The organism is Streptomyces sp. NPDC053079 (genome assembly GCF_044546695.1).
Taxonomy (GTDB): Bacteria; Actinomycetota; Actinomycetes; order Streptomycetales; family Streptomycetaceae; genus Streptomyces.
Map to the genome: position 1 here is coordinate 214,015 of NZ_JBITZJ010000007.1, position 21,912 is coordinate 235,926.

17 protein-coding genes are annotated in these 21,912 nt (G+C 72.4%); 7 read left to right on the forward strand and 10 right to left on the reverse strand.

The genetic code is table 11. The features are described 5' to 3' along the window. Positions 1–23 precede the first annotated feature (23 nt). Entirely contained in the window at positions 24–2,096 is a 2,073-nt protein-coding gene (recQ, locus tag ACIGXW_RS26230) for a DNA helicase RecQ (protein WP_399575255.1), read from the forward strand. Between the two features lie 16 nt (positions 2,097–2,112). Here the strand turns inward: recQ and ACIGXW_RS26235 are convergent, their stop codons facing one another. From ACIGXW_RS26235 to ACIGXW_RS26250, 4 genes are all read right to left on the reverse strand, one after another. Further along, positions 2,113–2,799 (reverse strand): class F sortase, encoded by a 687-nt coding sequence (locus ACIGXW_RS26235; RefSeq protein WP_399575428.1) that lies wholly within the window; start codon positions 2,797–2,799, stop codon positions 2,113–2,115. A gap of 198 nt (positions 2,800–2,997) precedes the next feature. Continuing rightward, positions 2,998–3,561 (reverse strand): hypothetical protein, encoded by a 564-nt coding sequence (locus tag ACIGXW_RS26240; protein WP_071965036.1) that lies wholly within the window; start codon positions 3,559–3,561, stop codon positions 2,998–3,000. 268 nt (positions 3,562–3,829) lie between these two features. Beyond that, positions 3,830–5,806 (reverse strand): MFS transporter, encoded by a 1,977-nt coding sequence (locus tag ACIGXW_RS26245; RefSeq protein WP_399575256.1) that lies wholly within the window; start codon positions 5,804–5,806, stop codon positions 3,830–3,832. A gap of 135 nt (positions 5,807–5,941) precedes the next feature. Continuing rightward, the gene (locus ACIGXW_RS26250) at positions 5,942–8,623 is read right to left on the reverse strand and encodes a D-alanyl-D-alanine carboxypeptidase (protein ID WP_399575257.1); all 2,682 of its coding nucleotides are present in this window, start codon (positions 8,621–8,623) and stop codon (positions 5,942–5,944) included. A gap of 262 nt (positions 8,624–8,885) precedes the next feature. Between ACIGXW_RS26250 and ACIGXW_RS26255 the strand changes: the two genes are divergently transcribed. From ACIGXW_RS26255 to ACIGXW_RS26265, 3 genes are all read left to right on the forward strand, one after another. Continuing rightward, complete coding sequence (locus ACIGXW_RS26255) at positions 8,886–9,677, forward strand: GPP34 family phosphoprotein (protein ID WP_399575258.1); 792 nt, start codon at positions 8,886–8,888, stop codon at positions 9,675–9,677. A 413-nt stretch (positions 9,678–10,090) separates the two neighbouring features. Beyond that, positions 10,091–10,963 (forward strand): helix-turn-helix transcriptional regulator, encoded by an 873-nt coding sequence (locus ACIGXW_RS26260; protein ID WP_360909037.1) that lies wholly within the window; start codon positions 10,091–10,093, stop codon positions 10,961–10,963. A 180-nt stretch (positions 10,964–11,143) separates the two neighbouring features. Beyond that, positions 11,144–11,347: a DUF397 domain-containing protein gene (locus tag ACIGXW_RS26265; RefSeq protein ID WP_071965032.1), complete on the forward strand. Its 204-nt coding sequence runs from the start codon at positions 11,144–11,146 to the stop codon at positions 11,345–11,347. Between the two features lie 177 nt (positions 11,348–11,524). Here ACIGXW_RS26265 and ACIGXW_RS26270 read toward each other — a convergent pair whose 3' ends face one another. The 4 genes from ACIGXW_RS26270 to ACIGXW_RS26285 all read right to left on the reverse strand — a co-directional run bounded on the left by ACIGXW_RS26270 (position 11,525) and on the right by ACIGXW_RS26285 (position 17,663). Next, positions 11,525–12,643, reverse strand: coding sequence for an ADP-ribosylglycohydrolase family protein (locus ACIGXW_RS26270; protein ID WP_399575259.1), 1,119 nt, complete (start codon positions 12,641–12,643; stop codon positions 11,525–11,527). 123 nt (positions 12,644–12,766) lie between these two features. Then, positions 12,767–14,002, reverse strand: coding sequence for a hypothetical protein (locus tag ACIGXW_RS26275; RefSeq protein WP_399575260.1), 1,236 nt, complete (start codon positions 14,000–14,002; stop codon positions 12,767–12,769). 78 nt (positions 14,003–14,080) lie between these two features. After that, positions 14,081–16,693 carry a bifunctional FO biosynthesis protein CofGH gene (locus ACIGXW_RS26280; protein WP_399575261.1) on the reverse strand — a complete coding sequence of 871 codons (2,613 nt, stop codon included), beginning with the start codon at positions 16,691–16,693 and terminating at the stop codon, positions 14,081–14,083. A 112-nt stretch (positions 16,694–16,805) separates the two neighbouring features. Further along, positions 16,806–17,663, reverse strand: coding sequence for a TIGR03619 family F420-dependent LLM class oxidoreductase (locus tag ACIGXW_RS26285; protein ID WP_399575262.1), 858 nt, complete (start codon positions 17,661–17,663; stop codon positions 16,806–16,808). A 175-nt stretch (positions 17,664–17,838) separates the two neighbouring features. On the opposite strand from ACIGXW_RS26285, the gene ACIGXW_RS26290 reads away from it, so the two are divergent. Beyond that, the gene (locus ACIGXW_RS26290; protein ID WP_399575429.1) at positions 17,839–19,344 is read left to right on the forward strand and encodes a CehA/McbA family metallohydrolase; all 1,506 of its coding nucleotides are present in this window, start codon (positions 17,839–17,841) and stop codon (positions 19,342–19,344) included. Between the two features lie 57 nt (positions 19,345–19,401). Here the strand turns inward: ACIGXW_RS26290 and ACIGXW_RS26295 are convergent, their stop codons facing one another. Next, positions 19,402–19,983: a DUF6415 family natural product biosynthesis protein gene (locus tag ACIGXW_RS26295; RefSeq protein WP_399575263.1), complete on the reverse strand. Its 582-nt coding sequence runs from the start codon at positions 19,981–19,983 to the stop codon at positions 19,402–19,404. 264 nt (positions 19,984–20,247) lie between these two features. On the opposite strand from ACIGXW_RS26295, the gene ACIGXW_RS26300 reads away from it, so the two are divergent. Both ACIGXW_RS26300 and ACIGXW_RS26305 read left to right on the forward strand, forming a co-directional pair. Further along, positions 20,248–21,117, forward strand: a complete 870-nt coding sequence (locus ACIGXW_RS26300) for a helix-turn-helix domain-containing protein (protein ID WP_399575264.1) — start codon at positions 20,248–20,250, stop codon at positions 21,115–21,117. Further along, positions 21,107–21,334 (forward strand): DUF397 domain-containing protein, encoded by a 228-nt coding sequence (locus ACIGXW_RS26305; RefSeq protein ID WP_399575265.1) that lies wholly within the window; start codon positions 21,107–21,109, stop codon positions 21,332–21,334. Before ACIGXW_RS26300 ends, ACIGXW_RS26305 begins: the two co-directional genes overlap by 11 nt. 53 nt (positions 21,335–21,387) lie before the next feature. On the opposite strand, the gene ACIGXW_RS26310 is transcribed toward ACIGXW_RS26305, so the two are convergent. Further along, positions 21,388–21,882, reverse strand: a complete 495-nt coding sequence (locus tag ACIGXW_RS26310; protein ID WP_399575266.1) for a MarR family winged helix-turn-helix transcriptional regulator — start codon at positions 21,880–21,882, stop codon at positions 21,388–21,390. Between the last annotated feature and the right edge of the window lie 30 nt (positions 21,883–21,912).

The following is a 21,912-nucleotide window of genomic DNA, read 5'->3' on the forward strand; positions in this document are numbered from 1 at the left end:
GTGGCGGCTCGTAGACTTCTGAAATGGCCGACCCCACACAGCCCCCAGCAGAGATCGGCAGCGATGCCCTGCGCTGCCTGCGCCGCGTCTTCGGGTACGACGCGTTCCGCGGCGAGCAGGAAGAGATCATCGAGCATGTCGTGGCCGGCGGTGACGCGCTCGTCCTGATGCCCACCGGTGGCGGCAAGTCGCTGTGCTACCAGATTCCGGCGCTGGTCCGGCCGGGCGTCGGGATCGTGGTGTCGCCGCTGATCGCGCTCATGCAGGACCAGGTCGACGCGCTGCGCGCGCTCGGGGTGCGGGCCGGCTTCCTGAACTCCACGCAGGACGTGGACGAACGCCGCATGGTGGAGGCCGAGTTCCTCGCGGGCGAGCTGGACCTGCTCTACCTGGCGCCGGAGCGGCTGCGCGTGGAGGCCACGCTGCGGCTGCTCGACCGGGGCAAGATCTCCCTCTTCGCCATCGACGAGGCGCACTGCGTGGCCCAGTGGGGGCACGACTTCCGCCCGGACTACCTGGCGCTGTCCGCGCTGCACGAGCGCTGGCCGGACGTGCCGCGCATCGCGCTGACCGCGACAGCCACCGACGCGACGCGCACCGAGATCGCGGCCCGGCTGAACCTGCGCGAGGCCCGGCACTTCGTCGCCAGCTTCGACCGCCCCAACATCCAGTACCGCATCGCGCCGAAGAACGAGGCGAAGAAGCAGCTGCTGGAGCTGGTGCGCACCGAGCACGCGGGCGACGCGGGCGTCGTCTACTGCCTGTCGCGCAGGGGCGTGGAGGAGACCGCCGCGTTCCTGGCGCAGAACGGCGTCGAGGCGCTTCCGTACCACGCGGGCCTCGACGCCCGCACGCGCGCCGCCAACCAGGCCCGCTTCCTGCGCGAGGACGGCGTCGTCATGGTCGCCACGATCGCCTTCGGCATGGGCATCGACAAGCCGGACGTGCGCTTCGTGGCCCACCTGGACCTGCCGAAGTCCGTCGAGGGCTACTACCAGGAGACCGGCCGCGCGGGGCGTGACGGGCTGCCGTCGACGGCCTGGCTGGCGTACGGCCTGCAGGACGTGGTCCAGCAGCGCAAGATGATCGACGGCTCGGAGGGCGACGAGGCGCACCGCCGCCGGCTCGCCACCCACCTCGACGCGATGCTGGCCCTGTGCGAGACGGTGGAGTGCCGCCGGGGACAGCTGCTCGCCTACTTCGGGCAGCGGCAGCAGGACGCCTCGTGCGGCAACTGCGACACGTGCCTGACGCCGCCCGTCACCTGGGACGGCACGATCGCCGCGCAGAAGTTCCTGTCCACGGTGTTCCGGCTGGCCCGGGAGCGGCGGCAGAAGTTCGGCGCGGGCCAGATCATCGACATCCTGCTGGGCAAGAAGACCGCGAAGGTCATCCAGCACGACCACGACGGCCTCTCCGTCTTCGGCATCGGCACGGAGCTGAGCGTCGCGGAATGGCGGGGCGTGGTGCGGCAGTTGCTGGCGCAGGGGCTGCTGGCGGTGGAGGGCGAGTACGGCACGCTGGTGCTCACCGATGCCAGCGCCGAGGTGCTGGGCTCGCGGCGCCAGGTGCCGCTGCGGCGCGAGCCGGAGAAGCCGGCCCGTGCCGCGCGGGCGGCCAAGTCGGCCGGTGCGGGTACGGGCAAGCGCGCGGCCCCCGCCGATCTGTCCCCGGCCGCGGCGGCGGTCTTCGAGGAGCTGCGCGCCTGGCGGGCGGCGACCGCGAAGGAGCAGGGCGTGCCCGCGTACGTCATCTTCCACGACGCGACGCTGCGCGAGATCGCCACGGCCCTGCCGGGCTCGCTCGACCAGCTGTCCTCGGTCAGCGGTGTCGGCGAGAGCAAGCTGGCCAAGTACGGGCAGCCCATCCTCGACGTGCTGGCGAAGCTGCCCGCTCCCCGGCAGGAGGAGCAGCCCGCGCCGGCCGATGCGCCCGTCCCTCCCGCGGCGGCATCCGTTCCGGCGCCCAGGGCGGCGGCGCCCGCCGCCCGGCAGCCCGCCGCCCGCCCCGCCGCGGCGCCCCGCGCCGGGGACGAGGCACCGTGGCCCGAGGAGGAGCCCTCCTGGGACGAGGAGCCGCCCTGGGAGGAGCACTGAAAGCAGGGCCGGGGGCCTAGCCGCGCATCAGCTGCGGCGTCTGCCGTACGGACGTCAGGTGCGCGTAGACCACGACGTTGCCGAGGTAGGCGTCCTCCTCCTGGGAGAAGCCGCCGCCACAGGTGATCAGCCGTAGCTCGGCCCGCCCGGTGGCGCCGTAGACCTTCGCGGAGGGGAAGCGGTCGCGGTCGTAGACCTCGATGGCGTCGATCGTGAAGACGGCGGTGCGGCCGTCCGCGCGGGCCATCTCCACGGTGTCGCCCTTCTTCAGGGCGCCGAGGTTGTAGAAGACCGCGGGCCCGTTCTCCGTGTCGACGTGCCCGGCCACGACGGCGGTGCCGGCGGCGCCGGGAGCGGGGCCGCCCGCGTACCAGCCGGCGAGGTTCTTCTCCGCGTCCGGCGGGGTGGCCAGACTGTGGTCCGGCAGCAGCCCCAGGGGCGTCAGCGGCGCGTCGACGCGGATGGCGGGGATGCTCACGCGCGTGGGCACGGCCGACGGCAGGGGCGGAACGGACCGTTCGCGCCGTGGCGGGGCCAGCAGGGGCTCGCCGGGCGTGGGGAAGGCCTCGGCCTTGGAGGGCTGCGGGGGCGGCGCCTGGTCCTTCGCGCCGTGCTCGATGAGCCAGCTGGCCGCCAGCACCGCGACCGCGAGGACTGCGGCGAGCACGCTCTTGCGGCGCGATTCGCGCGCCTGCCGCGCCATGTGCGCCGGACCCGCCGGGTGCGTCCACCGCGCCGGGGCGGCGCCCCCCAGGTAGGCGCTGCGCAGCCGGACGCCCGCGGGCTGCGGCCCGCCCGGCCTCCGCCACCGCTCGGGCCCCCGGCCGTCCCCGGCCCCCGGGCGCAGTGCGCGCGTCCGGGGACCGAGGGGCGGACCGGCCGGCACGGGGACGGCCCTCGGTCAGACCCGGTTGCTGCCGCCGCCGCGGCGGCGCAGGAACACGGTGCCGGCGACCGCGACGGTGGCCAGGACGGCCGCGCCGGCCACGATCTCGATCGTGCCCGAGCTCGCGCTCGTACCGCCGACGCCCGTCTTCACGCCGCCCATGGGGGGCGAGGCCGGGGTGCTCGGCATGACGGAGGCCGGGGCGGACGCCGGGGCGGAGGACGCGCTGGTGGAGACGGTGAGGTCGCCGGTGGCCTCCTTGCCGTTGTCGCACTTGGCGCCGATGCCGTAGGTGCCGGGCTTGGCCGAGTCGGGCACCTTGAACTGGCCGACGACGACCTCGGCGCCCGTGCCGGGCCGCAGCTCGAACGACGACGGGCCGCCCACGGCGCTGGCGTCACCCGTGCCGCGGCCGTCGGCTCCGCAGGCGCTGGTGCTCACCGTGACCGTGGCGCCCGGCCGGACGGTACTCGGGCTGATCTCCAGCTTCCCGAAGGAGTCGGCGAGCGCGGGGACGTACGGCAGCCCCAGCGCGGCTATGGTCAGGGCGGCCCCGGTGAGCACTCGTGCTGTACGCATGCTTCCTCCGTGAGCGCGGACGCGGCACGCCGATGTGCCGCAGCAGGAGTCGGAATTCCGCGCTCCTCTCCTGCCGAGCGAAACCGCGTTCCGCGGGCTCCGCACCCCGACGGCCCTGGGCCACCGACGCCCGCCACGGCCTGGCAGAGGGCCGAACGAGCAGGTCATCCGGGGTGGGGCGAGATCATCCGGACGGACCCGCCGGAAGACGGCGAACGGGTGACCGGGAGGCTACTCCCGGTCACCCGTTCGACCACGGCCTCGGCGTCTAGCGCGCCAGGTCGTCCGGACAGCCCGTGCCGCGCGGCAGCTTGTACGGGGCCGCGATCCGGTACGTACCGGCGTGCGGGGCGCGCAGCAGCGTCCAGTCGTCCTCCGGCGCGCCGTCCTTCGGAGGCTGGACCTGCTTGGTCAGGCATCCGTTGACGTTGACGGGGGGCTCCCCGCCGGGCCCGGCCTTCGGCGGCTGTACGGCCTTGCCGGACTTGTCGATCAGGCCCAGCCACGGCGAGTAGGGGATGCGGATCAGCACCGGGCCCGCCTGGTTCACGGTGATCGTCAGCTCGCCGGCGTCCGCGCGCTCCACGATCGCCGGGGGCTCGGCCAGCGGGGTGGGGTCCTTGACCTCGTACAGCCGCCAGTTGGCGTCCGACCAGATCTCCCGCAGGTACGGCAGGCCCTGGCCGACCAGCTTGGCCTCCTCGACGGCGGCGTTGTCCGGCTCACCGGTGGGCAGCACCACGTGGTGCACCGCCCAGCGGCTGAGCCAGGCGCGGTAGCTGGCCGGGGTGAGCATGCCCTCCTCGTAGAAGAGCGGGTTGCGCTTGAGGTCCGCCTGCCGGTTCCAGCCGCGCGCGAGGTTGACGTACGGGGCCAGGGCGGACGCCTCGCGGTGGCTGCGCGCGGGGACGACCTCGACCCGGCCGCGCGCGGCGTCGACCTTCTGCAGCCGGTCCACCAGGGGCGCCAGCGCACGGGCCCAGGAGGCGGCCGGGGTGGTGTGCACGATGTCGCTGATGGAGTTGGCCATCTGCCAGACCGTGCAGGTCAGCACGGCGAGCACGGTCGCGGTCCAGACCCGGCCGCGCCTCAGCAGCTCGGCGCGGGGCGGCACCTGCACCTCGGTCAGCGCGGCGACCAGCACCACACCGCCGAAGATCATGCCGAGCCGGGAGATGTTCGTACCGATCTGCGAGGGGATCAGCCAGACCAGCAGCACCCCCAGCACGTAGAGGGCGGACCCGATCCGCACCGTGCGCCAGGAGGAGGGCGTCATCGTCATCCCGAAGACGCCCGCGAGGAGGGGCAGGATGGCGGACGCGAAGGCCATCGGCTGCTGCCCGGAGAACGGAAACAGCCACGCCGACAGCGCCACGACCAGCACCGGGGTCACCCCCAGCGCGTACGCCGCCGGGCGCCGCTTGCCCAGCCACAGCGCCGCGGCCACGACGCCCACGTACAGGCCCGCCACCGGGCTCGACGCCGTCGCCAGCGCCGCCATGAGCCCCGCCAGCGCGGCCCGCGCCCAGCGGTAGCGGCCGTCCGAGCGCCAGCGCACCGGCCACGCGAAGATCGTGGCCACCGCCGCCAGCCCGAACATCATGCCGAGCCCGAACGTCACCCGCCCCGAGATGGCGTTGCAGGTGAGCGCGAACGCGCCGTACAGGGCCGGCCACAGCGGCCGCCGCACGGCGCGGCTGCGCACCAGCAGCAGGGCGATCAGCCCGGCCGACAGCGTGCCCGCGATCATCATCGTGGTGCGCACGCCGAGCAGGGCCATCAGATACGGGGAGATCACGCTGTACGAGACGGGGTGCATCCCGCCGTACCAGGCGAGGTTGTAGGCCGACGCCGGGTGCTGGAGCGCGAACTCCGCCCAGGCGTCCTGAGCGGCCAGGTCGCCGCCGCTGTTCGCGAACAGGCACACCCACACCACGTGCAGCACGGCCGCGGCGAACAGGGTGACCGGCACGGTCCCGCTGAGCGCCTGGAGCCGACCACCGCCACGGTGTCCCGGCACGACCGCCCAGGAGGGCCGCCGCCACGCGGGCTTCACGGCACCGGTCGCCGCGGAGACGGCGGATGCGCCGGCCGGCCCGGACGCATGCGAGGGGACGGAGGCATCCGGTGTACCGGCGGCGTCGCCCTCACTACCGGGTTCTCCCGGCTTTCCGGCCCGCGCCGGCCCCACGGTGGTCACTGCGGCTCTCCCCGTCCCTGGTCTTTCCCCCTCATTTTCACGCATGCTCGGGCTGAGCCGAGCAAACCCCGCGACGCTAACACGCCGCCCACGCGCCGCCGCGGCCGCGAAGCGGCTCCCGGCCCGTACCCACTCGTACGGGCCGGGAGCCGTCGACGACGGCCGGCCGACGGCCGTGGATCAGCCCAGGCGGCCCAGCTTCGCGCCGAACGAGGGCTCCGCGAGAGCCGTCTTCAGCGCCACGGGCACCTTGACCGCGTCCACGCCGGTGCCCACGGTCAGCTCGCCGACCTCGGTGCCGGCCTTCGCCGTGTGCGGGATCTTGTGGCCGCCTGCCGAGAGCGTGAACTTGGTGGCGAAGCCCGCCCAGCCGACCGCCTTGACGTCCTTGGTCGCGACGACCGGCGTCTTCCCGCCCAGGCCGTCGTCGACGGAGCCGACGACGTCGCCCTTCTTCACCACGAGGGCCGAGACGAGGGCCTCCTGGATGGCACGGGTCTGCTTGTAGCTGTTGTCCAGCACCATCTTCAGGCTGTTCTCGGCGTTGATGTCCGGGCCGCCCTTGAAGTGCTGGTCCATGGTCGCGCCGACGATCAGCCGCTCCTTGCCGTCGATCGTCCGCTTCGCCGCCCACATCAGCGAACCGCCGGCCGGACCGCTGGAGCCGGTCTTCACGCCCAGGACGCCGGTGCCCTTGGTCAGCAGCTTGTCGTTGTTGTTGTAGATCGGCTCGGCGAGGCCGGGGATCTTGGCGTTGGGCTTGCCGACGATCTCGCGCAGCACGTCGTTCTTGATGACGACCTCGGCCAGCTTCACCTGGTCACTGGCGGTGCTCTTGGTCGTCTCCTTCAGACCGCTGGGGTCGGTGTACGTGGTGTTCGTCATGCCGAGGTCCTTGGCGACCGCGTTCATCTTCCTGACGAACTCGTCCTCGGACTTGGCGTCCCAGCGCGCCAGCTGGCGGGCGATGTTGTTGCCGGAGGGGATGAGCAGCATCTGCAGCATGTCGTACTGCGAGAAGGTCTGACCCTCGGTCACGGACAGCCGCGACTCGTCCTTCGACTGCGACTCCTTCGCCGCCTGCGCGTCGATGACGAGGTCCGCGCCCTTTTCCCCCTTCTTGAGGGGGTGGTCCTTGAGGATCACGTAGGCGGTCATCACCTTGGCGACGCTCGCCGTGGGCACGGGCTTCTGCGCGCCGGACGTCCCCACGTCCCCCGCGCCCAGCACCTTGGCCGCGGACTGGCCCTCGGCGGGCCAGGCGAAGTTCGGCTGGCCGCCCTCGAAGGTGAACGCCTTCTTCGCGCCGAGCGCCAGCTTCGGGTCGGGCAGCGGCCGGAAGGACTGGACGACCACGAAGATGATCCCGAGCAGCAGGACGAGCGGCGTCCAGATCTTCACGCGGCGCATCGCCGTGCGCACCGGGGTCTCCGGCGGCGGCGGGGTGTTCGTCAGCTGCGCGAGCAGGTCGAGCGGGGCCGCGGGACGCCCGGCCTCCGCGGCCGGGGCCGCGCCCGCCGGCCGGCCGGGGAAGGGCGTCTGCTTGGTGCGCTCCGCCTCGGCCGGGGCCGCGGGCGCCTTGGGCGGCGTGACCGAGACCGGAATGCCGGGCTTGGCGGGAGCGGCGGCCGGCTTGTCGCCCGGCTTGGCGGGGGCGGCCTTGGCCGGGGCGTCGTCCTTCAGCGGGACGAACTGGCTCTTGCGCTCCTGGCCCGCGCCCGCCTTCGGCGCGGGGGCCGGGGCCGGGGCCTTGAGCAGCTCGGTCGGCTGGTCACCGGCGTCGGCCTTGGGCTCGGGCTTGGCGCCGGCCTTGGGCTCGGGCTTGGCGCCGGCCTTGGGCTCGGCCTTGGCTTCCTTGGGCCGTACGGCGCCGAAGACGGCGGTCGGCTGGTCGCCGCCGGCCTTGGGCTCGGGCTTCGACTCGGCCTTGGGCTGGTCCTTCGACTCGCCCTTGGGCTCGTCCTTGGACTTGTCCTCGGACTTGTCCTTGGGACGTACGGTCCCGAAGGCGGCCGTCGGCCGGTCGCCGGCGGACTTCGCGGCGCCGGAATCCTTGGCGCCGGTCTCATCGGCGGCGTCGTCCGCCTTGGGGCGCATCGTCTTGAACACGGCCGTCGGCTGGTCGGCGGCGGGCTTCTCGGCCGCAGCGGGCTTCCGGTCCGTCTCGTCGGGCTTCCGGGCGGAGGTGTCGCCGGAGGCATCCGCGTCGTCGGCCTTGGGGCGCACGGTCTTGAACACGGCCGTCGCCTGGTCGGCGGCGGGCTTCTCGGGCTCGTCGTCGGTCTGACCGGCCGTCTGATCGGTGGCCTCACCGGCCGGCTGACCCGGCGTCCGGGCAGCGGGCTTCTTGCCGCCCGCGTCGGCGGCCTTCGCGTCCGCAACCTTCGGCTCGTCGTCGGTCGAGGGCGCCTCGTCCGCGTCCCCGTCCTCGTCGGCGCTCGCCACCCAGGCCGCCACGGCCGCCTTCAGCCGAGCGTCGCCCTTGACCGCGCCGGCGCCGTTGACGGGCTTGGCCTTTACATCCGCATCGGCATCGGCATCGGCATCCGAGTCGGCGGCAGGGCTGTCGCCCTCGCCGTCACCGTCGGCGGCGGCCTTCGCCGCCGGCTCGGCCTTCGCCTCGCCGTCCCTCGGACGTACGGTCCGGAAGACGGCCGTCGCCCGGTCGCCCTCGCGACCCGCGGCCGCCTCGGCGCCGTCCTCGGACTCCGGGGCGGACGGGGACGTCGTCACCGTCGCCTCGGCCGGCGCCGCCGGTTTCCGGATGACCCCAAGTCGCGGGTCGCGTTCACTGCCAGTCGTGCCGGTCGTCTCCCCCGACGACTTCAGCTGCTCCGACTTGTCGGGGGACTCGCCCGCCACCGATGCCTCCTCGAATTACCGCGCCATACGCCGAGGCGGGGCGACAAGCCGCCCCGCTGCCCGATTCTCTCAACGTCTTACCAGTGTCCTCTGCCGCCGCCGCGCCGGGGCACGACCGGACGGCCGGAGGGCATTGTGTGCCTTCACCCACGTGCAAGACGAGACGACATACCTACCGGTTCCCACCCGAAGCCACCACGCACTCTCGACAGACCAATGTGAGAGGGGTCACCCTGTCACTCATCCACGCGGGGAGGCATGGATGGGCAGGAGCCGCAGAACAATTCCGGAGGAGCTTCTGCTGCTCGCCCTGGACCCGGCCACGGGTACCACGGCGCAGCCGCAGTCGCTCGACCTCGGTCTTGCCGGAGCACAGCTAGTGGAGCTGGCTCTGGCCGGACGGATAGCCCCAGACGGGGATCGTATCGCCGTGGTGCACCCACGGCCCACAGGAGATCCGACCCTGGACTCCGCGCTCGAACTGCTGCGTCGCCGCGGCAGCCCGGTGCGCGCCGTCCACTGGATCGGCGGGCCCCGGCTGGGGCTGCGCCAGACGTATCTCACGCACCTGGAGCGGTGCGGCATGGTGCATGCCGTGGCGGGCCAGATGTGCGGGGTGCTGCCGACGACGCGCTACCAGGCGACGGAGACCGCCATCAGCCGGGAGATCAGAGCCCGGCTGGACAGCGCGATCCGCACCGGCGTGCCGCCGGACCCGCGGACCGCGGCGCTCGCCGCCCTGGCGCACGCCGTCGGGCTGGGAAAGCACCTGTACCCGGGTAATGAGGGGCGCTCTTCGCGGTCCCGGCTCCGGGACTTGATCAGGCACGACCCGATGGGCGGGCTCGTGGCGCACGCGGTGATGGACGTGCAGAACGGCGTCGGCGCACAGCCGCGCCGGGCACCGGCCACGGCCGGCTCCGCGGGCGGCGGCAGCGGTGGCGGACCTGGACGCAGGACGGCGGCACGGCCTCCGGCCGAGGCGGCCGCGGTCGCCGCGGCGCAGCCGACGGCGCACCACAGCGGCGTGATGGCCCGCGCGGGCGCTTCGTGAAACGGTTCGGCACGCAAGGCGCCGACCACGCCCGTTAGCCGCGGACGGCTCCCCGGAAGCACGTAGGACGCCGGGAGCATCCGCACCCTCGAGCACCACTCGCATCACCTTCCGCTCCACAGACCGCACCGCAGTCCCCATGAACCGGTTCGGGAGCCGCAGCAGCGCGCGGGGTGGTGGGCCGGCCCGTCCCGGACGGCGGTACGGCCCACCGCCCCGCGCGTGCGTGTGCGCGGGCGCCCGCCGCGATGCGTCCCGCGCGCGGACGTACGTACAAGGGCTACGCCAGTCGTGCCCAAGTGCCGGGCGCCGGAAGCCGACTTGGTGTAAGCATTTTCCAGCGCCGCCCCGGCCAGTGGTGGCAGGCTGCGGAGCAGGAGAGAAGCAGCATGACGGAGCCGGAGGTGCGTCCCGTGGCGTCCAGTGTCAACCCCACCGTAAGGCGGCGCCGATTGGGGCAGGAGCTGCGCAAGCTCCGTGAACTCAAGGGCATGACCGCCGAGGAGGTAGCCGAGCGGCTACTGGTCTCGCAATCGAAGATCAGCCGCTTGGAGAACGGCCGCCGCAGCATCAGCCAACGTGATGTCCGTGACCTGTGCGGGGTGTACGGCGTCGAGGACCATCGCATCGTCGATTCGCTGATGCAGATGGCCAAGGAGTCACGACAACAAGGCTGGTGGCATGCCTTCGGCGACATCCCCTACAGCGTCTACATCGGCCTGGAGACCGATGCCGCGTCCCTGCGCGTGTACGAGGCCTCGCTCGTGCCCGGGCTGCTGCAGACGCCGAACTACGCCAGCGCCGTGACGGAGGGGTCGTGGCCGGAGGCCACGGCGGCGGACGTGGAGCGGCGCGTCCAGGTGCGCATGCGGCGCCAGGAGCGGATCACGGACCCGGAGAACCCACTGCGTCTGTGGGCGGTCATCGACGAGTCCGCGCTGCGCAGGATCGTGGGCAACAACGCCATCATGCGCGAGCAGATGGAGCACTTGGTGGAGTTCAGCCTGCAGCCGCACATCACCGTTCAGGTGCTGCCCTATGCCGTGGGCGCGCATCCGGGCATGTACGGAAAGTTCTCCATCCTCGAATTCCACGACCCGCAGGACGCGAGCACGGTCTATCTGGAGGGAATCACCAGCGACCTCTATCTGGAGAAGCCGAACGACGTCCAGGCGTACAGCGTGATGTACGAGCATTTGCGGATGCAGGCGCTCAACGCGGAGGACTCGCGGCGGTTCGTCCTTCAGGTGGCCGAGGACTGGGCGAAGGCGGCCGAAGGGGACTGACGTACCGGACGCCGGTGCTGTGGGGGCGGAAAAGTACACCCCTCCCACCCTGCGGGGAAGGGGTAATCGGAATACGCCATCCGGTCGAGTGAATGGCCAATTCATCAGCTGATGTTGGCGCGTAACGTCGATCGCACCTCGAGGAACCGACGTTCAGTACTCACATGCATCGGAGAAATCATGGCGATTCAGCAGGGTAAGACCACGTGGCGGAAGTCCTCCTACTCGCTGGCCAACGGCGACTGCGTGGAGGTCGCCTCCCCGGCCCAGCAGTCCATCGCGGTCCGTGACTCGAAGGACGTCCGGCGCCCGGCCCTCGCCTTCACCCCGCAGTCGTGGTCCGCGTTCGTGGCGATCGTCGACAACGGCACCCACGCCGTCTGACCTCTGGACTGACCGCGGATCGCCCGGCAATGGCGATAGCAGCGCCGCCGCATCGATACTCCCGCACAGAGCCCTCTCGCCTGGTACGCCGTCCCGGCCGAGAGGGCTCGGTCATGTCCGAAGCCGGTTCGGGGTGTCAACGCACCCCGTCGGCCGTGGATAGCCCGTTCGGTCGACCTATGCGCGCGGGTAGCGCGCCAGCCAGGCGGCCGACCGGTCGCCCGGGCCGTGCGTGAGCTCCATCGCGAAGTCGTCGGCGAGTTCGAGGATCGTCGCCCGGCCCTCCAGTTCGGCCAGCCACCCCGGCGGCAGCACGGTCTCGCCGTGCACCGCGCCGAGGAGGTTGCCGCAGATGGACCCGGTGGAGTCGGAGTCGCCGCCGTGATTGACCGCGAGCAGCAGGCCGTGGCGTACGTCCTGGGCGACGAGCGCGCAGTACAGGCCCATCGACAGGGCCTCCTCGGCCACCCAGCCCTCGCCCAGCGACTGGACGCGCTCGGCCGTCGGCACACCCTGGCGCACGGCGACCAGGGCCTTCCGCAGCCCCTCGCTGGTCTCCTCGTGGCCGGGGCGGACCGCCAGCATGCCCAGGGTCCGGTGGACGGAGACCTCGAGCGCCTCACCGCGCACGACGCCGTGCACGATGGCCGCGAAGGCGCCCGCCGCGAGATGGCCGGAGGGGTGGCCGTGGGTCTGGGCTGCGCACTCGGCGGCCAGCTGGAAGACGGCCTCGGCGTCCCAGTCCGCCAGCAGCCCGAAGGGCGCGGAGCGCATGACCGCGCCGCAGCCCTTGGAGCCGGGGTTCTTGGGGTCCTGCATGGTGCCCATCCGGTCGTCCGCGAGCCCGCCGAGGCAGGCGTTGCCGGGCGCCCGGCGGGCATAGAGCCACTCCTCGCGGGCGAGCCAGCCGGCGTCCCGGACGCGCTCGTCGGGCCCCCAGCCGCGCTGGGTGGCGGCCCAGCGCAGATGGGCGCGGTGCACATCGGCCTGCGGCTGCCAGGCGCCGGTGTCGCGGCGCACGTGCGCCCGTATCAGGCCCTCGGCCGTGAAGAGCGTCATCTGGGTGTCGTCGGTGACGGCACCGCGCCGCCCGTAGGCCGGGACGTAGTCGGTGACGCCCCGGGGCCCGTGGGCGGCGCGGATCGCGTCGAGGGAGTCGAACTCGATTCCCGCGCCGAGGGCGTCCCCGATGGCCCCGCCGAGCAGGCAGCCGCGCACGCGGCTGCGGAAGTCCTGCTGTTGGGCGCGGCCCCGGAGGACGGACCCCGTGCCTCCCGTTCCGGCGGTCGTGGTCACGTCGTCCGGCCTCCCGGCATCAAAGTGGGTGCGGCCCGGGGCCTTCGCCCCGCGTCCGCGGTCGGCACAGCACTGTAATCGGCTACCGCCGGTCGGGCACCGGGCCGTCGGCGGGCCGTTCGGTCAGTCAGACTTCTTCGCCGGCCGCACCGTGTTCATGATCTTGTCGATCTGCTCGGTGGACAGCGCGTCCGGCACGCCCTGGTCGGCGTAGATGACCCAGCCGTGGAAGGTGCCGTCGGGCAACTTCTGGGCGATGCTCTTCACGATCGCGGTGGGCGGCACGCAGGGGCTCGGGCGGTTGTTGACCGTCACCTTGGCGGTGGCGGTCCAGCCGTCGATGCCGTTCTTGTTCCAGGCCTTCTCGTCCGTGATCTCGATCTTGGGCTTGTTGCTCTTGCCGCCGTAGGCCATGAAGCCCCAGTTGCCCGCCCAGTTGCGGGCGTTCTCCTTGAGGTCGCCGTCCTTGCCGCCGCCGGTGGTGCCGACCGTGGCCAGCTGGCCCGAGCCCGCCTCGCCGATCGAGTCGGGGTTGGCCTTCGAGGAGCAGCCGCCCTCACGGAAGTTGGCCGTGCCCGTCATCACGACGACCGGCTTGCCGTCCTCGGTGTACGAGACGGCCGTGGTGTTCGGGAAGACCCGCCACTTGTCGTCCTTGCCCGGCACGTCGTACTGGAAGGCGTGCTCCTCGCGCACCTGCGTCTGCCAGCCGGCGACCATCGGCTGCGCGGCGCCGGGGCTCGCCTGGCCGCTGCCCTGCGGGGCCGGCTGGTCGGGCTTCTGGTCCTGGCCGGGGGCGGCCGGGGCCTGGGAGGCGCCCTTGGCGTCGTCGGCCTTCTTGTCGTCGTCACCGCCCTTGAGGAAGAACACGGCGCCACCGCCGATGACGGCCAGCGCCACGACGCCGCCGATGACGGCGAGGAGCGTGGTGTTCTTCTTCGGCTGCTGCGGGGCCGGTGCGGGGGCCGGGGCCATGCCGTACTGCGGCGCCATGCCGGGCGGGTTCATGCCGGGCGGGGTCGCCCCCGGCGGCGGCACCATGCCGGGCGCGGGCACGGACGGCGGTACGGGGCCGGCCACGGGGCCCGGCGCGGGCGGCGGGGGCGGCGGCATGCCGGGGCCGGGCGCGCCCGGAGCGGGCACCGCCGGCTGGGAGAGAACGGTGGGCTGGGCGTGCCCGGGTGCGGGTGCGGGCGGCGGCGAGGGCACCGCCGGCTGCGAGACGACGGTGGGCTGCGCATGGCCGGAACCGTCCGGGCCCCATGTGGGCGCCGGCCCGAAGCCGCCCTGCGGGGGCGTCGGAGGGTTCTGCGGCTGCTCGGGCTGCTGAGGCTGGTGAGGGTTCTGGGGCCAAGACATGCGGGACACCCTATGCGCCGTCCGTCGCCGCCGGATCGGGGGCAGGCGACAGATCGGCAACACTTGTGCGATAAGCGGTCAGTCGTTCTCCAGCACCGGCAGAAGGTCCGGCAGATGGCCGTCCGAGGCCATCGCCGCCTCCTGCCGCTCCCGCGGCACCTCACCGTACGTCGTCGTCCTCGGCCGTGCGGGCCGGCCCGCCGACTCCGCTATGGCGATCAGGTCCTGGACCGAGCGGTACGAACCGTAGGAGGAGCCCGCCATGCGGGAGATGGTCTCCTCCATCAGCGTGCCGCCCAGGTCGTTCGCGCCCGAGCGCAGCATCTCCGCCGCGCCCTGCGCGCCCAGCTTGACCCAGCTGGTCTGGATGTTGGGGATGTAGGGGTGGAGCAGCAGCCGGGCCATGGCGGTGACCGCGCAGTTGTCCCGCATCGTCGGGCCGGGGCGCGCGATGCCCGCGAGGTAGACGGGTGCGTTGGTGTGGATGAAGGGCAGGGTGACGAACTCCGTGAATCCCTCGACCCCATGGGCCAGGGCCGACTTCTGGACCTCCACCAGCTGCCGGAAGTGGCCCAGCCAGTGCCGGGGCTGGTCCACGTGGCCGTACATCATCGTGGAGGACGAGCGGATGCCGAGCTCGTGGGCGGCCTTGACGACCTCGATCCACGTCGCCGTGGGCAACTTGCCCTTGGTGAGGACCCAGCGGACCTCGTCGTCCAGGATCTCGGCGGCCGTCCCCGGGATGGAGTCCAGCCCGGCCTCCTTGGCGGCGGCCAGCCACTCGCGGATGCTCATGCCGGTGCGGGTGGCGCCGTTGACGACCTCCATCGGCGAGAAGGCGTGCACGTGCATGCCCGGCACGCGCTCCTTCACCGCGCGGGCGATGTCGAAGTAGGCCGTGCCCGGCAGGTCGGGGTGGATGCCGCCCTGCATGCACACCTCCACCGCGCCGACGTCCCACGCCTGCGCGGCGCGGTCGGCGACCTGGGAGAGGGAGAGGGTGTAGGCGTCGGCGTCCGTGCGCCGCTGCGCGAAGGCGCAGAAGCGGCAGCCGGTGTAGCAGACGTTGGTGAAGTTGATGTTCCGCGTGACGATGTAGGTGACGTCGTCGCCCACCACGTCGCGCCGCAGGTCGTCGGCGATGCGGCACAGGGCGTCCAGCGCGGGCCCGTCGGCGTGCAGGAGGGCGAGGGCCTGGGCGTCGGTGAGAGCGGTGGGGTCCTCGGCGGCCTGCTTCAGCGCCTGGCGCACGTCGGCGTCGATGCGCTCGGGGACCATGCCGGGGGCGGCCGCCTCGCGCAGCGCCTCCCAGTCGCCGTAGACCTCGTCGAAGTCCTCGCGCCGGTCGCCGGTGCGGCCCTCGGTGTCGATGGTGCGGTGCAGTTCGGTGCGGCCCGAGGGGACGAACACCTCCTCGGGCTCCTGCCAGGGGTGGCCCTCGACCACGGCGTCCTCGCGGGCCAGACCCGTCTCCGGGTCGGCCAGCGCCCGCACGTGCGGCAGCAGGCGGGGGTCCAGCCAGGGCTCGCCGCGCTGGATGAATTCCGGGTAGACGCACAGGCGTTCCCGCAGGCTGAAGCCGGCCGCGGCGGACCGCTCGGCCAGCTCCTCGATCTGCGGCCAGGGGCGCTCGGGGTTGACGTGGTCGGGGGTGATCGGGGAGACCCCGCCCCAGTCGTCGATGCCGGCGCCGATGAGCCGCGCGTACTCGTCGTCGACGAGGTTGGGCGGGGCCTGGAGACAGGCGGAGGGGCCCATGATGTGCCGGGCGACGGCGACGGTGGCGACCAGCTCGTCGAGCTCGGCGTCCGGCATGCCGCGCATCGCCGTGTCCGGCTTGGCGCGGAAGTTCTGCATGATCAGCTCTTGGATGCCGTGGTAGGCCCGGGAGACGCGGCGCAGGGCGAACAGCGACTCGGCGCGCTCCTCGTACGTCTCACCGATGCCGAGCAGCAGCCCGCTGGTCAGCGGTACGGAGCTGCGGCCCGCGTCCTCCAGGTGCCGCAGCCGGACCGCGGGCTCCTTGTCGGGCGAGCCGTAGTGCGGGCCTCCGGGCTCGCTCCACAGCCGCTCCGCCGTGGTCTCCAGCATCAGGCCCATGGACGGGGACACCGGCTTGAGGCGCTGGAAGTCGGTCCAGGTCATGATGCCGGGGTTGAGGTGGGGCAGCAGCCCGGTCTCCTCCAGGATGCGGATGGAGATGGCCCGTACGTACGCGATGGTGTCGTCGTACCCCTCGGCCTCCAGCCACTCGCGGGCCTCGGGCCAGCGCTCCTCGGGCTTGTCGCCGAGCGTGATCAGGGCTTCCTTGCAGCCCAGTTCGGCGCCGCGGCGGGCGATGTCGAGGACCTCGTCGGGGGACATGAACATCCCGTGGCCGGCGCGGCGCAGCTTGCCGGGGACGGTGGCGAAGGTGCAGTAGTGGCACTTGTCGCGGCACAGGCGGGTGAGCGGGATGAAGACGCTCTTCGAGTACGTGATGACGCCGGGGCGGCCCGCCGCCTCCAGGCCGGCGTCGCGCACCCGGGCCGCCGAGGCGCACAGGTCCGTCAGGTCGTCACCGCGGGCCTGGAGCAGCACGGTGGCCTCGGCGACGTCCAACGCGACGCCGTCACGGGCCCGCTTGAGCGCGCGCCGCATGGCGTTGGCGGTCGGTGCAGCCTGCTCGGGTCGCTGTGCGCTCGAAGTCATTGTCCGAGCATACGAGCGCGGACTGACACCGCCACGTACTGGAAGCACCGGTTCGATGTGCCTCTCATCACGTCATACGGAGGCACCCTCCGGACCTCTTTCCGGCGGCGGCCTAGAGGAACTCGGCGTGCGCGTCCAGGGCTCGCAGCACCTCGGCCTCGGGTGCGGACGGCAGCCCCACCACGACCTCCTCGATGCCCAGCTCGGCGTAGTGCGCGAGCTTGCCCGCCGAGGGGTGCACGGCGTACGGCACGACGTCCGGCTCTCCCGGACGCCCCGCCTCCGTCCACACCCGGCGCAGCTCGGGCAGTGTCTCCCGCAGTCCGCTGCCACCCACCGGAATCCAGCCATCCGCGTACTCCGCGACGTGCGCGAAGAGCTTGGGCCCGGCCGCCCCGCCGATCAGCGTGCGCGGCCCCACCAGCGGCTCCGCCCCCTTGCGCTCCCTCGGCGGGTGCACGGGCTTGGGATGCGCCCAGCTGGCGCTGACGTCGCCGAACTCACCCTCGTACGCCGTCGGTTCCCCGGCCCACAGGGCGCGCATCAAGGACATCCGGTCCCGCACCAGTTCGCGGCGCGTGTGCCAGTCGACGCCGTGGTCGGCGGCCTCCTCCACGTTCCAGCCGTACCCGATGCCGAAGGTGAACCGGCCGCCGCTGAGGAAGTCGAGCGTGGCCGCCTGCTTGGCCAGCACGATCGGGTCGTTCTGGGCGACCAGCACGACGCCCGTTCCGACCACGATGCGGTGCGTGACCGCGGCGGCCTGCGCGAGCGCGACAAGCGGGTCGAGGGCCCGCCCGTACTCGGGTGGCAGCGGGTCGCCCGTGGGCGCCGGCGTCTCGCGGCTGACCGGGATGTGGGTGTGCTGGGGCAGGAAGAGCCCGGCGAAACCGCGCTGCTCCAGCTCGCGGGCGAGCCGGACCGGGCTGATCGTCTCATCGGTGAGGAAGATCGTGGTGGCGATGCGCATGCGGGGGCACCTCCGTCGTCGCGTGGGACCAAAGGTATGCCCTGAAGTTCCACTTTGGCCCCCACGACAACCGGCCGACACACGACAGATGGACAGAACGGCGACCGCACACGTTCCGCTGCCCGCCACCCGGGCGTACAACGGTGTCTCCAGCGGCACGGGCGAGGGGGCGACGATGCACCGGCGCGACGTACTGAGACTGACGGCTATCGCCGCGGCGACGGGTGTGCTTACGTTGGAAGGCGTGAGCTTCGCCCGTGCCGGCGGCCCGGAGGGGGCCGACGGCGAAGAGACCCGCAAGGTCACCGGCCGGCTGCCGGCCGGCGCTCCGGACTACGTCCACCTCCCCGTGGAAGTACCGCGCGGCGTCCGCGAGATCGCCGTCTCCTACACCTACGACCGGCCCGCCGTCCCGCCGGGCACCCAGGGCAACGCCTGCGACATCGGCATCTTCGACGAGCGCGGCACCGAGCCGGGCGGCTCCGGCTTCCGGGGCTGGTCGGGCGGTGCGCGCTCGGAGTTCGCCATCAGCGCCGAGCGGGCCACGCCCGGCTATCTCGCCGGCCCCGTCCGGCCCGGCACCTGGCACGTCATCCTCGGCCCGTACACCGTGGCACCGCAGGGCATGGCCTACGAGGTCACGGTCACCCTGCGGTACGGGCGCCAGGGGGCGACCCCGGCGCCCGCGTACCCCCCGCAGCGCGCCAAGGGGCGGGGCCGGGCCTGGTACCGGGGCGACAACCACCTGCACAGCGTCCACTCCGACGGCAGACGCACCCCCGCGGAGATCGCCGCCGCGGCACGGGCGGCCGGCCTGGACTGGATCACGACGACAGAGCACAACACCACCTCCTCGCACGGTGCGTGGCAGGGCCTGTGGGGTGACGATCTGCTGATCCTCACCGGCGAGGAGGTCACCACCCGCAACGGTCACGTCCTGGCCCTCGGCACGGACCCCGGCGTCTTCGTCGACTGGCGCTACCGCGCCCGGGACGACGCCTTCGGACGTTTCGCGCGCAGAATCCGGCAAACAGGCGGACTGGTCGTCCCGGCCCATCCGTACGGCACCTGTGTCGGCTGCAACTGGAAGTACGGCTTCGCCGAGGCGGACGCGGTGGAGGTCTGGAACGGCCCGTACACCGCCGACGACGAGATGGCCGTCGCCGCATGGGACGCCATGCTGGTGGCGTCGGTGCGTGAGGGCCACCGCTGGCTGCCCGCCATGGGCAACAGCGACGCCCACCGCGAACCCCAGGTCGTGGGCCTCCCCCAGACGGTCGTCCAGGCCGACGCCCTCTCCCGCGACGCCCTCCTGTCCGGCATCCGGGCCGGCCGCAGCTGGATCGCCGAGTCCTCGGCGATCGGCCTCTCGTTCACGGCCACGACCGGGCGGGGCGAGCACGCGGGCATCGGCGAACGCCTGCGCACCGGCCACGACACGGAGGTCACGGTGCGCCTGGCGGTGACGGGCGCCCCGGACTGCTCGGCGACCTTCGTCACGGACCAGGGGCGGCTGTTCACCACCCCGCTGCCGCCGGACGGCCGCGTGGAATGGCGCACGACGGCCGCCCGTTCGGCGTACGTACGGGCGGAGGTCCGGCACCCGCCCGCCGCCGGCTCCCCGGCCGAGCTGCCGGGGGCGATGGCGGCGATGACGAACCCGGTGTTCCTGGGGGCCTAGGGCCAGGGGCCCGTCGGGCGGGCCGAGCCGGACAGATTGTGCGTGGCTGGCCGGCGGCTACCGCACGTGCACGGAATCCCGGTGCTCGCCCAGCCGGTCGTTCGCCCTTCTCATGCCGGCCCAGTCGTGGCGCCGCTCCGACGCGTGCCGCTGGGCGGTGAGCCCGAGGCACACGGGGCAGGTCTCGGCGGGGCCGAGGACGAGGGCGCCGAACCCTGACACGCCTGCGGTGGCTACGGGCGCGGGTGCCCCTCCTTTCGGTTGCAGCTCCTTCTGGTGCCGCAGGAGGTCTTCGGCGGTGCGACCGAGACCTCTGGCGAAGCTGATCGCCGAGACGTACCCGTTGCCGGGCCCGCCCCGGAGGCGGTGCCGGGCCTCGCGGACCGCCGCGAGGGCGGCGGTGCGAATGGGGTCCCCCATGGGCCACCGGGCGGCGGCCGCCTCCACGTCGAACGCGGTCGCGTTGACGAAGGCGCACAGCCGGGTGGTGAGCGCCCGCACCCGTCCGGGGGCGGGGAGCCAGCGTTCTTTGGCGGTGGTCTCGTGGATGACCGCCTCGATCGACGCGGAGGGCGGTGCCTGCGGGGGCTTGAGGGTGAGACCTCCGCCGGTGTTTCCGGTGTAAGGGCAGGGAGGCATGGCGGCTCCTTGGAGAGCGACGTGGGGGTTCGCTGACTGAACCCACGTTCCCGCAGCGGAAACTTCGGCCGCAAGCCATCCGAAAAATCGAGGGAAATTGGAATATGCCAAAACCTCGACAAGGCGTCCTCGCACGCCCACACGAGCTGCAAGACTGCCAACTAGGTCACCGTCAACGGCAACAGGGGCCCACGGTGCACCAACAGGGCCGTACCCACTGGGTACTGGCGCGCGGCAACGGGTACAGCACAGAAGGGGTCAGGCGTGGCAGCACGACGCGGTCCGACGTTTCGCCGGAGGGAGCTGGGTAAAGAGCTCCGTCGCCTGCGGGAGAGGAGGGGGATCACCACGAAAGCAGCGGCTGAAGCCATCGAAAGTTCGGAATCGAAACTCAACAGAGTCGAATCCGGTCACAACCAGCTTCCGCGCGTCCGCGATCTGGACGACCTGCTCGCCCTTTACGGCATCACGGACCCGACGGAACGCGAGCAGCTGCTGATGCTGCACCGGGACTCACTCAGCGCCGACTGGTACAGGCCGTACCAGAACTTCATGCCTTCGGGCCAACTGTTGTACGTGGGCCTTGAGTCGGACGCGTCGGCAATGCGGGCCTGGCATTCGCAGGTCGTCTTCGGGCTCTTGCAGACGGAGAACTACGCCCGTGCGCTGTACACGACAGCGAAACCGGTCGACGAAAGAACGACCGAGTACGTTGACGAGAATGTGGCCCTCCGCATGAAGCGCAAGGCGATCATCCACACCGACGACCCGGTCGAGCTCCGCGTGATCCTCGATGAGGCAGCGCTCCGTCGCGTGGTCGGCAGCCCAGACGTCATGCGTGAGCAGTACGAGGCAATCGAGAAGGCAGCCGCCTTGGACCACGTGACCGTGCAGATCCTCCCGCTGAGTCTCGCCACTTATCGCGCCTTCGAGAACTTCGTCATCCTGGATTTCGAAGCGGGCCTCGAGCCGGTCGTGATGCAGGAGAGCCCAGCTGTGATGACGGTGTCCGACAAGCCACGCGAGGTCTGGAAACACGCCCGGAAGTTCGACGCCATGCGGGAAGGCGCTCTGGCCCCGGCCAAGACGCCTGAATTCCTGCACCGACTAGCAAGAGAGATCGATGAAAACTAGCGCCTGCACAACCGCCCTGGAAGTGGCCGACGAGAGCCGCTGGTTCAAGTCCTCCTACAGCACAGACAACGGGGGCGGCGGCTGCGTCTCGATCGCCGCCCTACCCGGAGGGGTCGGCATCCGCGACTCGAAGCACAAGAACGGCCCCGCCCTCGTCACACCAGCGTCGGCTTGGGCCTCGTTCATCGCCGAGGTCCAGGCCGGCCGACTCGGCTGACCCACGGCCCCCTCCGCACCCCGGAGGGGGCCGTCACCGTCCACGACCAAACGTCAGCGCTGGACCTCCGCCACCCACGCCGTGAGCCCGGCCACGAACCCGGCACGTTCGCCCGGCGACAACCCGTCCAGCGCGCGCAGCAACGGCTCGCCGCGGGCGGCGACGAAGACCTCGAGCAGCGGTCGGTACGCGTCGGCGATCGAAACCAGGATCCGGCGCCGGTTCGCCGGATCCTCGGCCCGCACCACGATCCCGGCCCTACTCAGGGCACCGACCAGTTCGCTGGCGGTCGGCAGGGAAACGTGCAGCCGCCGGGCGATCTCCCCAACCGTCAGCGGTGGCCCGGCAAGCAGCTGCGGCAGCACCGCACCGTGGCGCGGCGTCAGGCCGTGGGCGTCCATCGCGTCGCGCAGGGGGGCCGGCATGAGGTCCCGTACCACCGCCCCGCGGAAGAACGGCTCCAGCAGCGGCACGAGGCCGACGACCCCGAGCTCGTCAGGGGTCGGCTTCCGGGGCGGCGCCTTCCCGGGCTCGTCGATGTGCGGCATACTGCGCAGTGTAGATGGTTTGGATATCCA

What these genes read in the sequence shown, in the direction of transcription:
- ACIGXW_RS26235 (WP_399575428.1), bottom strand. Translation starts at nt 2,799, where the DNA reads ATGGCGCGGCAGGCGCGCGAATCGCGCCGCAAGAGCGTGCTCGCCGCA.
- ACIGXW_RS26255 (WP_399575258.1), top strand. Translation starts at nt 8,886, where the DNA reads ATGGGCAGGAGCCGCAGAACAATTCCGGAGGAGCTTCTGCTGCTCGCC.
- ACIGXW_RS26275 (WP_399575260.1), bottom strand. Translation starts at nt 14,002, where the DNA reads ATGTCTTGGCCCCAGAACCCTCACCAGCCTCAGCAGCCCGAGCAGCCG.
- ACIGXW_RS26245 (WP_399575256.1), bottom strand. Translation starts at nt 5,806, where the DNA reads ATGCGTGAAAATGAGGGGGAAAGACCAGGGACGGGGAGAGCCGCAGTG.
- ACIGXW_RS26285 (WP_399575262.1), bottom strand. Translation starts at nt 17,663, where the DNA reads ATGCGCATCGCCACCACGATCTTCCTCACCGATGAGACGATCAGCCCG.
- ACIGXW_RS26305 (WP_399575265.1), top strand. Translation starts at nt 21,107, where the DNA reads ATGAAAACTAGCGCCTGCACAACCGCCCTGGAAGTGGCCGACGAGAGC.
- ACIGXW_RS26265 (WP_071965032.1), top strand. Translation starts at nt 11,144, where the DNA reads ATGGCGATTCAGCAGGGTAAGACCACGTGGCGGAAGTCCTCCTACTCG.
- ACIGXW_RS26290 (WP_399575429.1), top strand. Translation starts at nt 17,839, where the DNA reads ATGCACCGGCGCGACGTACTGAGACTGACGGCTATCGCCGCGGCGACG.
- recQ (WP_399575255.1), top strand. Translation starts at nt 24, where the DNA reads ATGGCCGACCCCACACAGCCCCCAGCAGAGATCGGCAGCGATGCCCTG.
- ACIGXW_RS26280 (WP_399575261.1), bottom strand. Translation starts at nt 16,693, where the DNA reads ATGACTTCGAGCGCACAGCGACCCGAGCAGGCTGCACCGACCGCCAAC.
- ACIGXW_RS26310 (WP_399575266.1), bottom strand. Translation starts at nt 21,882, where the DNA reads ATGCCGCACATCGACGAGCCCGGGAAGGCGCCGCCCCGGAAGCCGACC.
- ACIGXW_RS26240 (WP_071965036.1), bottom strand. Translation starts at nt 3,561, where the DNA reads ATGCGTACAGCACGAGTGCTCACCGGGGCCGCCCTGACCATAGCCGCG.
- ACIGXW_RS26295 (WP_399575263.1), bottom strand. Translation starts at nt 19,983, where the DNA reads ATGCCTCCCTGCCCTTACACCGGAAACACCGGCGGAGGTCTCACCCTC.